Origin of the sequence: Bacillus sp. AR4-2 (assembly GCF_008274865.1) — a bacterium.
Taxonomy (GTDB): domain Bacteria; phylum Bacillota; class Bacilli; order Bacillales; family Bacillaceae_G; genus Bacillus_A; species Bacillus_A cereus.
This window is the reverse complement of sequence record NZ_CP031062.1, coordinates 4,444,304-4,460,952: the sequence shown is the minus strand read 5'-3', so window position 1 is coordinate 4,460,952 and position 16,649 is coordinate 4,444,304. Positions and strand designations below refer to the sequence as shown.

The following is a 16,649-nucleotide window of genomic DNA, read 5'->3' as shown; positions in this document are numbered from 1 at the left end:
AAAAAGAGATGAAGATGACAAGTAAAAAGATGAAAGATGAGTTAATAAAGAAATTATCTCGCCCAGAATGGGACTTTCAGTATGATAGTGAGAAAGAAGTTTTACGTATTGAACAAAAAGACTCCAAAAAAGGTATTAACGTATCGCTTCCAGGAGTTGTGGCAAAATGGGAAGTGAACAAGGAAAAGGCAATTGAAGAAGTTGCTTATTACGTACAAGAAGCGCTAATTGCGATGCATAAAGAAGAAAATAGCGGAGCGAAAATTTTACCTGTTATTCGCTCTACTTCTTTCCCGAAACAAGCAGAAGAAGGAAATCCGTTTATTATGACGGATCATACGGCGGAAACACGTATTTACTACGCGCTAGATTCGAATAAAACGTATCGACTAATTGATGAGCGTCTATTACAAAAATTAGAACTTACAGAACAGCAAGTGCGTGAAATGGCATTATTCAACGCACGCTCATTAGGTTATGAATTTAAACAAGACACAGTAGCGGGTAATACATTCTACTTTTTAAACACAAATGATGGGTATGACGCGACTCGTATTTTAAACGAATCGTTACTACAATCGATGCGTGAAAAGATTTCTGGTGACATGGTTGTTGCTGTTCCTCACCAAGATGTATTAATTATTGCTGATATCGTCAACGAAATCGGTTATGATATTATTGCACAAATGACAATGAAATTTTTTGCCGAAGGGCATGTTCCGATTACATCACTTTCATTCGTATATGAAGATGGAGAATTTGAACCAATCTTTATTTTAGCGAAAAATCGGAAGAAGACAGATGGAAAAGAGAAAGGATGAACGAAGTGAACGTTTTTTACAACCTTGAAGGAATTGGTGACACTTTAATTGTTGCCTTACAAGATATTACTTTAGAGAACCGTACTTTTGATCGCAAAGGAGATGTTGCACGCGTATACGATCGTGAAAGCAATGTAACAGCAGGATTCAACATCTTTAATGCATCTTCTTACTTAGAAGTAAAAGAAACAGGCAACCTTACATTAACGAAAGAGCTTGTAGAGAAAATCAACGAAATTTTAGCGAAGAATGGCTTTGAAGAAACAGTAGAAGCAGATCTTTCTCCGAAATTTGTTGTAGGCTATGTAGCTGAAAAAGAAAAGCATCCAAATGCTGACAAGCTAAACATCTGTAAAGTAGAAATCGGTACAGAAACATTACAAATAGTATGTGGTGCACCAAACGTTGATGCAGGACAAAAAGTTGTCGTTGCAAAAATCGGCGCTGTAATGCCAAGCGGTATGTTAATCAAGCCAGCTGAGCTTCGCGGTGTTCCTTCTTCTGGAATGATCTGCTCTGCACGTGAATTAGAGCTTCCAGATGCTCCACAAGAAAAAGGTATTCTTGTATTAGAAGATAGCTTTGAAGTTGGACAAGAGTTTAAATTTTAATTGATATAAGAAAAGAGAGGTTGTCCTTTTGGACAGCCTCTCTTTTTTTTGCATTCATTGTTGGTAATTCGATATTCCGTGTCGAATCGTTGATATATGTAGAGTTACGATAGATATATTTGAAAAATCGTTGATATATGTAGAGTTACGATAGATATATTTGAAAAATCGTTGATATATGTAGAGTTGTGATAGATATATTTAAAAAATCGTTAATATGATAAGGATGTCACCTTTTTTCTTAAAATCTATATTGTATTTTATAAACAAACTAGTTAAAATTTAGAAAAATAGAAGGGGATAGACGTATGAAACAACAAATAAAAATCGCAGAACTTCTAAAACGAATTGAAACTTCAAAACAGCAAGATATTGAGCTAGGTACTTATGAAATATATGTGTTTAGTGAAAGTGAATTAGAAAAAGGACAAATCGGTTACCGATACGATAAACATAAAAATTCATTAATAAGTGAAGAAAACGGAAAGTGGCAAGAAGGATGGATTACAATTGGATATGAAACGGATATGGGCGATCCAGTTTTCGTAAATATAGATGATGACGCTTATCCGGTTTATACTGCAGAACGTGGTACAGAAAAATGGCAGCCAGTTTATATTGGAAATATGGATGAGATTATAGGGCAATTATAAGAAAAACTTTGAATCTGGTGCAAAGTGATGGGAGAGAAGTATGAAGTATATAAAAATAATGAGCATGATTGCATTCATTGGAATATATATGGCCGGTTGTTCACAAGAGCAGCCGAAAAAAGAAACTACATCTTCTATACAAGAGAAAAACAAAGATACCAAAGAAGACGCACCGGTAGAAAAACAGCAAGAACAAGAAATAAACGAAGAATTGCAAGCAATTCAAACGAATGAGCAAGTAGAACATAAGCAAGAGGAAGTATCATCTGAGGAAAAGAAAGAAGAAACTACGCCAGTGCAGCCAACTGAGCAACCAGTGCAAAATAATGAACAAAAAGTAGGGAGTAATGAAAAACAAGAGAAGTTTCTCGTCGTTATTGATCCAGGGCATCAACAAAAAGCGAATTTAAATTTAGAGCCAATTGGACCAGGGGCAACAACGCAAAAATATAAAGTGACAGACGGTACAACAGGTGTTGTGACGAAAAAGAGAGAGGCTGTACTTGTATTAGAAATGGCTTTTTTATTAAAAGAAAAGCTTGAAGCAAAAGGGATACAAGTATTAATGACGAGAACATCACAAGACGTTGATATAAGTAATAAAGAACGGGCGACATTCGCAAATAATCATAAGGCGAATTTATTTTTACGTCTTCATGCAGATGGTTCTGAAAATCCAAACGAAAGTGGATTTGCTGTATTGACGCCGGCAGAAGGAAGTCCGTATACGAAAGAGATTTATGCGGAAAGTCTTCAAATCTCTCAAATGATTATAAATAAAATGAGGGAGAACCAGCAAGTAAAAGTAAATGGAATTAAATTTCGGGATGATCTTTCTGGATTTAATTGGGCAAAGGTTCCTGGTGTGTTATTAGAACTTGGGTTTATGTCAAACCATGAAGAAGATAAAAAATTATCTGACCCCCAGTATGTAAATTCTTTATTGCAAAGTGTAACGGATAGTATAGGTGCATATCGGAAGAGTAAAGCTTAAGCGCAGTCTTACATGAAAGGCTGCGTTTTTCCATATGAAACACTCGTAAATTAGAATATTGTGGATAAATATGACATGCTTAATTTTACCTGCACTTTTTGCCGAATGCTGATACAATAAAGGATGTTACTATTTAGTAGAAAGAGTGGTAAGCATGTTAGATTGGATGAAAAAGCTGTTTAACAAAGAGGAAGAACAAACAGCGATGAATAAAGAAGTACCAAAGCAAATTGAAAGTCAGCCGAAAATTCCTCGTGTAAACCACTACACTGAAGCAAGAGAAGCACAAATGGCAAGTAGGAATGCAGGTAAATGCCGTTTTCCTTTAGTACCGGATAATGGGTTCGATGAAGAGGATGAAAGCGAAGTAAATCGCTTCGAAGAACAACCTGTTCAAGGAGTAACATATGAAGAACCTACTGCCCAAAGAGGAATAAAGGTGGAAAGAAGCAGACGACCGTATGTGGAAAAGGTAGTTTCTACATATGAAGAGCCGGAAGTGCAATATGAACCGGTGCGGGAGTCTGTCGTTAAAAAGGCATCTGCACCTTCGCAAGAGAGTAACCGTAGACCATTTCGTCCAACAGAAATGATTTCGCCAATTTATGGATATAATCGTCCTTCAGTAGAGAAAAAGGAAGAAAAGCAGGAGGAAGTAAAGGAAAGAGAAGACCTTGAAATATCTGTAGAGGGTAAATCAGTCGTTGATGCATGGTTAGAGAAAAAAGGATATAAATTATCTGATTTCTCAGAAGGACAAGCACCAACTTCTTCTAGTCATAGAGCTGCTAACCAGCAAGGAGAGCAACAATATGAAGAGAATAAAAAGGAAGAAAAGTCAGTAGTTGATCAATGGCTAGAGAAAAACGGTTATGAAATCGAACGCCAAGTGCCTTTAGTAGAAGAAAAAGAAGTGATTCAAGAAATGAGTACACCGCAGGAAGTTTCAGCGGATGAATTACTTCATAAAACAGTAGCTGAGCAGATGGAAAGTGCTAAGCTAGAAAAAGATGTAGTGGTGTTAAACGAAAACAATCTACAAGAAGAATTAGTAGCTTCTAAAGTAGAGCACGAGGATACAATATTATCAGAAGAAATTAAACGTAACACAGAAATAAAACAACCTACTATTGAAGTAGAAAAGCAAGCTCCAGAAGAATCAGTGATTGTCAAAGCAGAAGAAAAACTTGAAGAAACAATCATTGTGGAAATACCAGAAGAAGTGTCAAAAGTAGAAGTAATTACAGAAACGGAAGAGTCAGAAGAAGTGGAAGTAATTGCGGAAGCAAAAGAGCTAGAAGAAGTGGAAGTAATTGCAGAAACGGAAGAGTCAGAAGAAGTGGAAGTAATTGCGGAAGCAGAAGAGTCAGAAGAAGTGGAAGTAATTGCGGAAGCAGAAGAGTCAGAAGAAGCTGAAGTAATTGCAGAAACAGAAGAGTCAGAAGAAGTGGAAGTAATTGCGGAAGCAGAAGAAGTAGAAGTGATTGCAGAAACAGAAGAAGTAGAAGTGATTGCAGAAACAGAAGAGTCAGAAGAAGTGGAAGTAATTGCGGAAGCAAAAGAGTCAGAAGAAGTGGAAGTAATTGCGGAAGCAAAAGAGCTAGAAGAAGTGGAAGTAATTGCGGAAGCAGAAGAGTCAGAAGAAGTGAAAGTAATTGCGGAAGCAGAAGAGTCAGAAGAAGCTGAAGTAATTGCAGAAACGGAAGAGTCAGAAGAAGTGGAAGTAATTGCGGAAGCAGAAGAGTCAGAAGAAGCTGAAGTAATTGCGGAAGCAGAAGAGTTAGAAGAAGTGGAAGCAATTGAACAAAAGAGTGAATTCATACATGTTGCTGAGGCTGATGAACAAACGAAGAAAGATGTTCAAAGCTTTGCGAATGTTTTAATTGCAGAAACAGAGGAAAATAGACGAGTTGTAGAAGAAGCACAGGTCGCAGAAGAGCAACGAGTTGTAGAAGAAGCGCCAGTCGTAGAAGAGCAACGAGTTGTAGAAGAAACACCAGTCGTAGAAGAGCAACGAGTTGTAGAAGAAACACCAATCGCAGAAGAGCAACCAGTTGTACAAAAAGAAGAACCAAAACGTGAGAAAAAGCGCCATGTACCATTTAATGTTGTTATGTTGAAACAAGATAGAACACGATTAATGGAAAGACATGCAGCTAGAGCAAATGCAATGCAGCCTTCTGCTAATGTACGAGTAGAGAATAAGCCAGTACAACAAGAGGTAGCAGAACCACAAGTGGAAGAACGCCCAGTGCAGCAAGTAGTAGCAGAACCACAAGTGGAAGAAAACCCAATGCAGCAGGTGGTAGTAGAACCACAAGTGGAAGAACGCCCAGTGCAGCAAGTAGTAGCGGAACCACAAGTGGAAGAACGCCCAGTGCAGCAAGTAGTAGCAGAACCACAAGTGGAAGAAAACCCAATGCAGCAGGTGGTAGTAGAACCACAAGTGGAAGAACGCCCAGTGCAGCAGGTGGTAGTAGAACCACAAGTGGAAGAGCGCCCAGTGCAGCAAGTAGCAGAACCACAAGTGGAAGAACGCCCAGTGCAGCAAGTAGTAGCAGAACCACAAGTGGAAGAGCAACCAATGCAGCAAGTAGTGGTAGAGCAAGTACAAAAGCCAATTTCAAGTACGGAAGTACAAGAGAAAGCATATGTTGTAAATCAAAGAGAGAACGATATGCGAAATGTATTGCATACACCACCGACATATACTGTTCCACCATTAGCGCTGTTGTCGATTCCACAGCAATCAGCGTTAGATAATACAGAATGGTTAGAGGAGCAGAAAGAATTATTAGATACAACGTTTAATAATTTTCACGTTGGCGCACATGTTATTAATGTATCACAAGGTCCAGCGGTAACTCGTTTTGAAGTACAGCCAGACCCAGGTGTGAAAGTAAATAAAATTACAAATTTAAGTGATGATATTAAGTTAAGTTTAGCTGCGAAAGATATTCGTATTGAAGCACCGATTCCAGGGAAGAGTGCAATTGGAATTGAAGTTCCAAATAAAGAAAGTAAGCCAGTATTTCTTCGCGAAATTTTAAGAAGTCCTGTATTCACAAAGAGTGAATCACCGCTTACTGTTGCTCTTGGACTTGATATTTCAGGGGATCCAATTGTAACGGATATTCGAAAAATGCCGCACGGACTTATTGCGGGTGCAACGGGTTCAGGTAAAAGTGTGTGTATTAACGCGATTTTAACGAGTATTTTATATAAAGCGAAACCACATGAAGTGAAGTTAATGTTAATTGATCCGAAGATGGTTGAGCTTGCACCATACAATTCTGTTCCGCATCTTGTAGCACCTGTTATTACGGATGTAAAAGCAGCGACAGCTGCATTAAAATGGGCAGTTGAGGAAATGGAACGCCGTTATGAATTGTTTGCGCATGCTGGTGCTCGTGATTTAACTCGCTACAATACGATTGTAAGTGAGCGAGAAATTCCAGGAGAGACATTACCTTATATCGTTATTGTCATTGACGAGTTAGCCGATTTAATGATGGTAGCACCTGGTGATGTTGAGGAAGCGATTTGTCGTATTGCGCAAAAAGCACGTGCTTGTGGTATTCATTTATTAGTAGCGACGCAGCGTCCATCTGTAGATGTTATTACAGGTTTAATTAAGTCAAACATTCCAACGCGTATTGCGTTTACTGTATCATCTCAAGTTGATTCGCGTACGATTATTGATATTGGGGGCGCGGAGAAATTACTTGGCCGTGGTGATATGTTATTCTTAGGGAACGGTACATCTAAACCAGTTCGTGTACAAGGTGTATATGTATCGGATGATGAGATTGAAAAAACAGTTGATCATGTGAAAAAGCAAATGAAGCCGAATTACTTATTTAAGCAAGAGGATTTATTAGCGAAAACAGAACAAGCTGAGTCGGAAGACGAATTGTTCCTTGATGCATGTCAATTTGTTGTAGAACAAGGGGGAGCGTCCACATCTTCTGTACAGCGAAAATTCCGCATCGGTTATAATCGCGCGGCACGTCTCATTGAAGAGATGGAATCGCAAGGAATTATTTCTGAAGGTAGAGGAACGAAACCGAGAGATGTCCTTATTTCTGAGGATGAATTTGCCGCTATGCAGGAAACAAATGTATAGTAAACGGTTTTGCTGTATACTAAGAGAAAATGTTGGATAGTAAAGTAGGGAGTAAAGCGACATGAAAGAAATTGAATTAAAATTAAAAGGTGAAATAAATAGACTAACAAATAAAACATTTAAATTTGACGAACGTGTTGGAGAAGGTTGGTTCTCTGCCGTTTACTTTTTAAAGACTAGAGAAATCATCGAAGAATTTCGCCCGAAAAGTGTTGTAACGATGCAATTTTTCCAAAAGGAAAATGCAGTTCTTTGCGGAACGGATGAAGTAATTGCATTGCTACAAACATTCGCTAAAAATCCTGAGGAACTTGAGATTAACTCTTTAAAAGATGGCGATAAAATTAGTCCATTTGAAACAGTGTTAACAATTCATGGTCCTTATGAAAATTTCGGATTTTTAGAAGGTGTCATTGATGGGATTTTAGCTCGTCGTACATCGGTTGCGACAAACGTATATAACGTTGTCCAAGCTGCGCGTAGCGTAGATAAAGAAAAACCAGTTATTTTCATGGGAGACCGTGATGATCATTATACACAACAAGCTGGTGACGGTTATGCAGCATACATCGGAGGTATGAGCGCACAAGCGACGCATGCGATGAATGAATGGTGGGGCAAAAGTGGTATGGGGACGATGCCTCACGCATTAATTCAAATGTTTAATGGTGATGTTGTGGAAGCGGCAAAAGCATATCATAAGAAATTCCCAGAAGATGAATTAGTTGTATTAATTGATTACAACAATGATGTCATTACAGATGCACTTCGCGTAGCGCGTGAATTTGGATCAACATTAAAGGGTGTACGTGTAGATACGTCCCGCACGATGATTGATCAATACTTTATTCGCCACCCAGAAGTACTTGGAACATTCGATCCACGTGGTGTAAACCCATCGCTTGTATTCGCACTTCGTAAAGCACTTGATGAAGAAGGATTCCAGCATGTAGACATCGTTGTAACTGGTGGATTTGATGAGAAGCGTATTCGTGAATTTGAAGCTCAAAACGTACCTGTTGACATATACGGGGTAGGAAGTAGCTTATTAAAAATGAATATTGGCTTTACTGGTGATAATGTAGAACTAAATGGGAAACCAGAAGCAAAAGCTGGTCGTAAATATCGTCCAAACCCACGTTTAGAGCGTGTTCAATTAGAAAAAAGAGAAGAGATGTAAAAGAGAGAAAAACTGATAGGTGATTGACCCTATCAGTTTTTCTGTTATCATAGTATAGCGGCTTCTTTTTTGCTATAATGGACTTATTATGGACATATAAAGAAGTACGTACGAGTTTATCCTGATAAGTGAAGGGAAAGAATAACTTCACTACATCAAAAATGTATGATGATTACCAAAATAAGAAAAGATTCATATACTGTCTTATAGATAGGCCGTTGTATTAGTTCGAAATGTTGGAGGTTCTTTAAGATGACAGTTTACCATTTTGTAGGAATTAAAGGAACAGGAATGAGTTCATTAGCGCAAATTCTTCATGATATGAAGCATACTGTTCAAGGGTCTGATTATGAAAAGCGTTTCTTTACACAAACAGCGTTGGAAAAGCGTAGTATCTCGATCCTTCCTTTTGATAAGAATAATGTAGAAGAAGGACAAGTGATTATTGCAGGAAATGCATTTCCTGATACGCATGAAGAAATCGTAGCAGCAAAAGAATTAAACATCCCAGTCCATCGTTACCATCATTTCTTAGGTGACCTGATGAGCCAATACACAAGTGTTGCTGTAACTGGTGCACACGGAAAAACATCAACAACAGGTTTGTTAGCCCATGTAATGCAAGGTGCACACCCAACATCTTACCTTATTGGAGATGGAACAGGGCATGGGGTAGAAAATAGTAAGTATTTTGTATTTGAAGCTTGTGAGTATCGTCGTCATTTCTTGTCTTATAATCCAGACTATGCAATTATGACGAATATTGATTTTGATCATCCAGATTATTTTGCAGACATCAATGATGTATTCAGTGCATTCCAAGAGATGGCATTGCAAGTGAAAAAAGGCATTATTGCATGTGGAGATGATGAAGAACTTCAAAAAATTCAAGCGAAAGTACCTGTTATTTTCTATGGATTTGGAGAAGATAATGATTTCCAAGCACGCAACATTCAAAAGAGAACAGATGGTACAATATTTGATGTATTCGTTCGTAACACGTACTATGATACGTTCAAAATTACAGGATACGGCAATCACAGCGTATTAAATGCGTTAGCAGTAATCGCGCTTTGCCATTATGAAAATGTTGATGTAGAAGCAGTAAAACATCAATTAACAACTTTTGAAGGCGTAAAACGTCGCTTTAATGAAAAGCCGATGGGAGAGCAAGTAATCATCGATGACTACGCACACCATCCGACAGAGATTAATGCAACGATTGAAGCTGCTCGTCAAAAACATCCAGAGCGTGAAATTGTCGCTGTATTCCAGCCACATACATTCTCACGTACAGAAAAGTTCTTAGATGAGTTCGCAGAAAGCCTAAGCAAGGCTGACCAAGTATACTTATGTGATATTTTCGGATCAGCACGTGAAAACAAAGGTGAATTAACAATCGAAGATCTGCAAAAGCGTATTGACGGTGCAGAATTAATTACAGATACAACAACGGATGTATTAAAGAAACATAAAAACGGCGTTCTAATTTTCATGGGCGCAGGTGACATCCAAAAATTCGAAGCGGCTTACGTAAAAGAAGTTCAAGTTGCAGAGAAATAATAGAAAAGACGCATAGCTTGGCTGTGCGTCTTTTTTATGTTGTCGTGGTTGTGCATTAATGTTGAAACGTCGATATATATGGAGTTGTGTTCGATATATTTCAAAAATCGTTGATATATTGGTACGCGTTTTGAAATATAAATGTTAGAATAATAAGAAAACTAAAAAGGGGACTAAAAAACATGTTCACACTCCGAGTAGATGACGAAATCGAACTACAATTACTAGAAAAACATCATAAAGAGGAATTATATCAATTATTAGATCAAAACCGTAATCATTTACGAAAATGGCTCCCTTGGGTAGATGGGACAAAATCTGCTGATGCTTATGATGAAATTTTTCCGATGTGGTTAAAGAAGTTTGCAGAGGGAGACGGTTTTGAAAGTGGTATACGTTACAAAGGAAAGCTCGTTGGGATGGTAGGCATTCATCCAGTGAGTTGGGGGAAGAAAGCGACGAGTCTTGGGTATTATCTTGCAGAAGATGCTGGCGGGAAAGGTATTATGACGCGTAGCGTAAAGGCTGTACTTCACTATGCATTTGAAAATTTAAAGCTGAATAAAATTGAAATTCGGTGCGGTGTTGGAAATGCGAAAAGCCGAGCAATTCCAGAACGTTTAGGATTTAAGTTAGATGGTATTTTACGAGATGAAGAATGGCTATATGATCATTTTCATGATATCGCTGTATATAGTTTACTAGCTTCAGAATGGAAAGAGATTCGATGAACGAGAAGATTCGTATTGTTCCATATGAAGGTACGTTTCAAGAGGAAGTAGTAGATCTTATCGTTCATATTCAGCAAAAAGAGTATAATGTTTCAATTACGAAAGAAGAGCAACCTGATTTACTTGAAATAGAAACATTCTATCAAAAGGGTCACGGAAACTTTTGGGTAGCAATTTATGATGGTAAAGTAGTTGGAACAGTAGCTTTATTAGATATTGAGAATCATCAAGTAGCGCTAAGAAAAATGTTCGTACAAAAAGAGTTTCGCGGAAAAGAATGGGGCGCATCACATATGTTGCTTCAAACAGCAATTTCATGGGCTGAGGATAAAAAATTGAAAGATATTTACTTAGGAACAACAGTAAAATTTTTAGCGGCACATCGTTTTTATGAAAAGAATGGTTTTCAAAGTGTGAGTATAGACGAGTTGCCGAAAAACTTTCCGGTGCTACAGGTAGATAAAAAATTTTATAGGTACATTGTGTAAAAGGTCATTTAGAAATGGCCTTTTTCTATGAACCAAAATAGAAATAGTGGTATAATTTGGATTAGGGGTGTAGGTATGAACTTTCCAATTCAAAGAAGTAAGTCAGTAGTCATTTTCGTTTGCCTTACGTTAGTTTTTATGTTTATATATCCAATTGTCATGCTTTTCACTAATAAAGCGCATTGGATGTCAGCGTTGATTGGGATGGGTTTATGCTTCATTGTAAATGTACCAATCGTTTGGGAAGTATTTATTAAAAAACATAAAGTAGAAAATGGCGTATTAAAGTACGGTATTTTAAATGATGATATTGTATTAAAAGATGTGAGAATTATACGTCAGGTCGGAAAGTCTCTTGAAATTACGACGAATGCATATAAAGTACATATGGTTGCGATGCCGCAAAATATGGATGAATTCTTGGCGCTTATAGAGAAAGAAAATCCACATGCGAAAATAGAAATGGCAGGTAAGAAATGAAATATATAAAACCTTTTTTGCTTGGAAATTATGCTGGTGTTTGCTATCTGCACTAGGGTAAATATGAAATGGAACCTGCCTTTATATGTACCCATATTAATAGGTACTATCGCAGTGGCACTTTTATATTATTTTCATTTTCAGCAAACAAAAAGTAAGAACAGTAGCTCGATATAGAGTGAGGATAATAAAAAAACGCTCGGCGAAAATTCCGAGCGTTTTTCATTATTTTAAGTTCTCTGGGTTTAAAGCTTCTAATTCAGGTACAACGAAGCGCCCGTCTTTACGGATTAGTACGTCGTCAAAGTAAATTTCGCCGCCGCCGTATTCAGGGCGTTGGATACATACTAAATCCCAGTGGATGTTCGAGTTGTTACCGTTCCATGCATCGTCGTAAGCTTGTCCAGGAGTGAAGTGGAAGCTGCCATCGATTTTTTCATCGAATAGGATGTCTCCCATTGGATGTAAGATGTATGGGTTTACGCCGATTGCGAACTCACCAACGTAGCGTGCGCCTTCGTCTGTATCGAAGATTTTGTTAATGCGTTCTGAATCGTTTGCAGTTGCTTCAACGATTTGGCCGTTCTCGAACTTAAGTTGTACATTTTCAAATGTATAACCGTTGTAAGGAGATGGTGTGTTGTAAGAAACTGTACCGTTAACAGAATCACGAACTGGTGCAGAGTATACTTCACCGTCTGGAATGTTTAAATGACCTGAGCATTTAATTGCTGGAATGTCTTTAATAGAGAATGTTAAGTCAGTTCCAGGACCAGTTAAACGAACTTTATCTGTTTTATTCATTAATGTAACAAGGCTGTCCATCGCCTTATCCATTTTACCGTAGTCTAAGTTACATACTTCAAAGTAGAAGTCTTCGAAAGCTTCTGTACTCATTTTAGCAAGCTGTGCCATAGAAGCATTTGGGTAGCGAAGAACAACCCAGCGTGTTTTTGGAACGCGAATGTCTCTATGAACTTTTTTACCAACTGTTTGGCCATGAACTTTCATACGCTCACTTGGAACGTCAGCTTGTTCATTAATATTATCGCCAGAGCGAAGGCCGATATAAGCGTCCATGTCTTTCATTACGCTTGCTTCATATGCAGCGATTTGTTCGAAATGTTCTTCAGTAGCACCCATTAATAAAGAGCGATCTACTTGATGATCTTTTAAAGAGACGAATGGGAAACCACCAGCTGCATATGCTTCTTTTACAAGTGCAGTTACAAGTTCTTTTTGTAAGCCAAAGTTTTCAATTAATACTTTTTCACCTTTTTGTAAGCGGATAGAGTAGTTAATTAAATTGTATGCTAACTTTTCAATACGTGGATCTTTCATATGTAAAGCCTCCCTACTAATTATGTATCCTCTCCTATTGTAACCTACTTAGTGGAATTTGTTGAATGATTTATGTTACAGTTAACGAATAAGTATGAAAATTCTAATGATGAGATAGGGATTAGAATGAAACGGAAAATGATTGTATAATAGGGGAAAGTATGAAAAAGATAAAGGAAGTGATGAAATGCAAGTTCTTTTATATGTAAGTGCGGCTATTATCGCGGTTGCTTTCGCAGTATTAGTAGTGTATGTATGCAGAACGTTGTTATCGGTTCAGAAGACGTTAGAAAACGTTGCAAGCACGTTAGAAGGTTTAGAAAAACAAATGCAAGGAATTAGCGTAGAGACAGAGCAATTATTACATAAAACGAATGCGTTAGCTGATGATATTCAACAGAAGTCACAGTCATTAAATAAAGTGGTAGCGGGTGTAGATGGGATTGGAACGACAATCCAATCTTTAAATACGAAGCTTCGTAATGTATCAGACTCTGTAACGGACGAAATTGAAAATAACGCTGATAAAGTAGCGCAAGTTGTACAGTGGAGCAGTGCGGCGATTGAAGTATACAATCATTACCGTGCGTCGAGACAAGAGAAGAAGGTTGAAAAAGAAGAGCGTAAATTAGAAAGAATTGAGAAAAAAGCTGAAAAGAAAGAGAAACGCTCTAGATTTCGTATGAGAGGTGAATCGTGATGAATATGACAAAACTTGAAACAATTGAAGAGCTTGAAGTCTTAGTAGAAAAGAACGAGCCGTATGTTCTTTTTAAACACAGTACGACATGCCCAATTAGTCACGGTGCATACACAGAATTTCAAGCGTATTGCAGCGAAGAAAGAGAAGTACCAGCGTATTACTTATACGTACAAGATGCGAGAGATGTGTCAAATCGTGTTGCAGAACAATACAGTATTAGACATGAATCACCGCAAGTGTTATACATAAAAGATGGGATGGTAGTATGGAATACATCTCATTGGAATATTAAAAAAGATGCTTTAGAAGAGAATATAAAGTAAAAAGAAGCAAGCTAAAGGTGCTTGCTTCTTTTTTTTTGTTTTTGTTGAAATATATTTAGTGGTACACTATTAATAGTTCAAACTAAATAACTAGATTGTTGAAAGTAGGTTTTAAGTAATGAAGAAAATGGCATTATCCTTCGCAGTCGTAAGTTTATTACTGGGAGCTTGTAGTAACAATAGTAATACGATTAGTAAGAAGGATGAAGTTATACAAAAAGATACAAAAGAAAAAAGTATGATTCCGAGAACTGCTGTTTCTAAAGATTATTATAGAACTGTTATTCCTTTAAAAGAACAAAAGGTTATTAATACAGCTAATATAAAAACAAATTCTAAATTAGATTTAGCAGAGTATGAAAATGGTTTAATAAATATTGCAACGCAGCAATTTGATACAGAGAGTCACGTACTGCAATTAAACCAGTATATTCCAGAGAAACTAATTGATGAACTAGTTGCGAAAGTAGAAGCGCCAGTTTTGACGAATATTATAGAACAAGACTATTTCGGAAAACAGAATTCAAATGAATTAAGTTTATCTGGTGTTATGATTGGCTTAGCTATGTCTTCAAGTGTATCGAATGAAGAGGCTATGTCTAAAGGGACTGAAGTTGCTAAACAACTTATTGAAGCTATTAACAAAAATGATAAATATAACAAATCTCCAATTACGTTTGCTATCTTTAAGCAAGAAAGTACAAGTTCTTTAAAAAATGGTACGTATATTGCTAGTGCTACTGTTCAAAAGAATGATACGAACCTTGGAAATTGGAGTACGATCGATGAAAAGTCGTATTCATATCCTTCTGATGAATTTACACAAGCACATGGAGAAGATAATACAAAAATAAATAACTTTGCTAAGGAAATAAAAGGTTTTTCTAATGGAGATTTTATTCCAGTCAACGCTAAAGTTTCTTATAAGAAAGATCAAATGGATACATTAAATATGAATATTGTTATTAAATATAACGGTAAAACAGAATTAATGGCTCTTACCCAATTGGCTGCTCAAGGCATGTTAGACAAATTGCCTAAAGATGCGAAAGTACAATTACAGATCAAGTCCGAGAGTAAAATTGAGGCCGTTATTATAAAAGAGAAAAACAGTGATAAACCGTTTGTTTCCTTCTTGTAAAAAAAGACAGTATATAAACTGTCTTTTTTTTATTTTAAATGAAAATATATAATGTTTTTTGATAGTAATTCCTTGCTGTATATCGTGTGACAATCGTATATGTATCAGCTATAATAAATTATCTTAAAAAAGTAACATATAGGAATTTGAAAGAGGTGGCTTTCTTATGGCATCACAACAATTAGGTCGTTTACGTTCTGAAATTGATCAACTTAATTTACAAATATTAGAGTTACTAAACAAAAGAGGTCGTCTCGTACAAGAAGTTGGTAATTTAAAAGAAGTACAAGGTGTGAAACGTTTTGATCCTGTACGTGAAAGAAATATGCTGGATTTAATTGCAGAGAATAATAATGGTCCATTTGAAACTTCGACTTTACAACATATTTTCAAACAAATTTTTCAAGCTGGTTTAGAATTACAAGAAGACGATCATCGTAAAGCATTACTTGTTTCTCGTAAGAAAAAAACAGAAGATACGATTGTTGAAATTAATGGTGAAAAAATTGGTGACGGAAATCAGCATTTTATTATGGGACCGTGTGCAGTGGAAAGTTATGAACAAGTACGTCAAGTTGCTGAAGCAATGAAAGGGCAAGGTCTGAAATTAATGCGTGGTGGTGCGTTCAAACCACGTACTTCACCGTATGATTTTCAAGGTCTTGGATTAGAGGGATTACAAATTTTGCGCCAGGTAGCAGATGAATATGATTTGGCTGTTATTAGTGAAATTTTAAATCCGAATGATATTGAGATGTCATTAGATTACGTTGATGTTATTCAAATTGGCGCTCGCAATATGCAAAACTTTGATTTGCTAAGGGCAGCTGGTGCTGTAAATAAACCAGTATTATTAAAACGTGGTCTATCAGCAACGATTGAAGAATTCATTAATGCGGCAGAATATATTATGGCAAAGGGAAATGGGAACATTATTTTATGTGAACGAGGTATTCGCACGTATGAAAGAGCGACGCGTAATACGCTTGATATTTCCGCTGTGCCGATTTTAAAGAAAGAAACACATTTACCTGTCGTTGTCGATGTAACGCATTCTACAGGGCGACGTGACCTTCTCTTACCAACTGCAAAAGCAGCGATGGCAATTGGTGCAGACGCAATTATGGCTGAAGTACATCCAGATCCAGCTGTAGCTTTATCTGATGCAGCGCAACAAATGAATATACCGCAGTTCAATGATTTTATGAATGAATTAAAATCATTTGGAAGTAAATTATAAAAACTTTTAATGAGCTGTTCCAAAAAGGCATTTTGGAACAGCTTTCTCCTATTGTATAGCGACTGTCATTGTCGATTTTTGTTGGTAAGTTGATATATTTAAAAAATCGCTGATATAATTAGAGTTGCGGTCGATATATTTGGAAAATCGCTGATATATTTCGAGTTACAGTCGATATATTCGAAAAATCGCCGATATAAATTTCATTTACTATCGTACTGCTTAAAATAAGATTTCTACTAAGGAAACATCTA

15 protein-coding genes and 1 pseudogene are annotated in these 16,649 nt (G+C 36.9%); 15 read left to right on the top strand and 1 reads right to left on the bottom strand.

Annotated features, from left to right (window positions below; genetic code table 11):
* Positions 1–8: 8 nt before the first annotated feature.
* The 11 genes and pseudogenes from DN399_RS23030 (at position 9) to DN399_RS28665 (ending at position 11,824) form a co-directional block, all read left to right on the top strand.
* Positions 9–821, top strand: coding sequence for a DUF1444 domain-containing protein (locus DN399_RS23030; protein ID WP_000784588.1), 813 nt, complete (start codon positions 9–11; stop codon positions 819–821).
* The gene (gene ytpR / locus DN399_RS23025) at positions 818–1,432 is read left to right on the top strand and encodes a YtpR family tRNA-binding protein (RefSeq protein WP_001006770.1); all 615 of its coding nucleotides are present in this window, start codon (positions 818–820) and stop codon (positions 1,430–1,432) included. Before DN399_RS23030 ends, ytpR begins: the two co-directional genes overlap by 4 nt.
* Before the next feature lie 308 nt (positions 1,433–1,740).
* Positions 1,741–2,085, top strand: a complete 345-nt coding sequence (locus DN399_RS23020) for a hypothetical protein (RefSeq protein WP_000813166.1) — start codon at positions 1,741–1,743, stop codon at positions 2,083–2,085.
* A 40-nt stretch (positions 2,086–2,125) separates the two neighbouring features.
* The gene (locus DN399_RS23015; protein ID WP_149149943.1) at positions 2,126–3,079 is read left to right on the top strand and encodes an N-acetylmuramoyl-L-alanine amidase; all 954 of its coding nucleotides are present in this window, start codon (positions 2,126–2,128) and stop codon (positions 3,077–3,079) included.
* Between the two features lie 154 nt (positions 3,080–3,233).
* Entirely contained in the window at positions 3,234–7,205 is a 3,972-nt protein-coding gene (locus DN399_RS23010; protein ID WP_149149942.1) for a DNA translocase FtsK, read from the top strand.
* Positions 7,206–7,266: 61 nt separating this feature from the next.
* Positions 7,267–8,385, top strand: coding sequence for a nicotinate phosphoribosyltransferase (locus DN399_RS23005; protein ID WP_000658370.1), 1,119 nt, complete (start codon positions 7,267–7,269; stop codon positions 8,383–8,385).
* Between the two features lie 252 nt (positions 8,386–8,637).
* On the top strand, positions 8,638–9,948 hold the full coding sequence (gene murC / locus DN399_RS23000) for a UDP-N-acetylmuramate--L-alanine ligase (RefSeq protein WP_000219468.1): 1,311 nt from the start codon (positions 8,638–8,640) through the stop codon (positions 9,946–9,948).
* A 182-nt stretch (positions 9,949–10,130) separates the two neighbouring features.
* Positions 10,131–10,679, top strand: coding sequence for a GNAT family N-acetyltransferase (locus DN399_RS22995; protein WP_000494681.1), 549 nt, complete (start codon positions 10,131–10,133; stop codon positions 10,677–10,679).
* Entirely contained in the window at positions 10,676–11,167 is a 492-nt protein-coding gene (locus tag DN399_RS22990) for a GNAT family N-acetyltransferase (protein WP_001003158.1), read from the top strand. Before DN399_RS22995 ends, DN399_RS22990 begins: the two co-directional genes overlap by 4 nt.
* A gap of 75 nt (positions 11,168–11,242) precedes the next feature.
* Complete coding sequence (locus tag DN399_RS22985) at positions 11,243–11,647, top strand: PH domain-containing protein (protein WP_001010640.1); 405 nt, start codon at positions 11,243–11,245, stop codon at positions 11,645–11,647.
* Positions 11,644–11,824 (top strand): annotated as a pseudogene (locus DN399_RS28665) (hypothetical protein). Before DN399_RS22985 ends, DN399_RS28665 begins: the two are co-directional and overlap by 4 nt.
* 48 nt (positions 11,825–11,872) lie before the next feature.
* On the opposite strand, the gene DN399_RS22980 reads toward DN399_RS28665, so the two are convergent.
* Entirely contained in the window at positions 11,873–12,988 is a 1,116-nt protein-coding gene (locus DN399_RS22980) for an aminopeptidase (protein WP_000654729.1), read from the bottom strand.
* A 187-nt stretch (positions 12,989–13,175) separates the two neighbouring features.
* Here DN399_RS22980 and DN399_RS22975 point away from each other — a divergent pair, with 187 nt between their 5' ends.
* The 4 genes from DN399_RS22975 (at position 13,176) to DN399_RS22960 (ending at position 16,395) form a co-directional block, all read left to right on the top strand.
* The gene (locus tag DN399_RS22975; RefSeq protein ID WP_001197720.1) at positions 13,176–13,688 is read left to right on the top strand and encodes a DUF948 domain-containing protein; all 513 of its coding nucleotides are present in this window, start codon (positions 13,176–13,178) and stop codon (positions 13,686–13,688) included.
* Positions 13,688–14,014: a bacillithiol system redox-active protein YtxJ gene (gene ytxJ / locus DN399_RS22970; protein WP_001057469.1), complete on the top strand. Its 327-nt coding sequence runs from the start codon at positions 13,688–13,690 to the stop codon at positions 14,012–14,014. Before DN399_RS22975 ends, ytxJ begins: the two co-directional genes overlap by 1 nt.
* 118 nt (positions 14,015–14,132) lie before the next feature.
* Positions 14,133–15,155: a CamS family sex pheromone protein gene (locus DN399_RS22965; protein WP_000738025.1), complete on the top strand. Its 1,023-nt coding sequence runs from the start codon at positions 14,133–14,135 to the stop codon at positions 15,153–15,155.
* Between the two features lie 166 nt (positions 15,156–15,321).
* Positions 15,322–16,395: a bifunctional 3-deoxy-7-phosphoheptulonate synthase/chorismate mutase gene (locus tag DN399_RS22960; protein WP_000168214.1), complete on the top strand. Its 1,074-nt coding sequence runs from the start codon at positions 15,322–15,324 to the stop codon at positions 16,393–16,395.
* Positions 16,396–16,649: the final 254 nt, after the last annotated feature.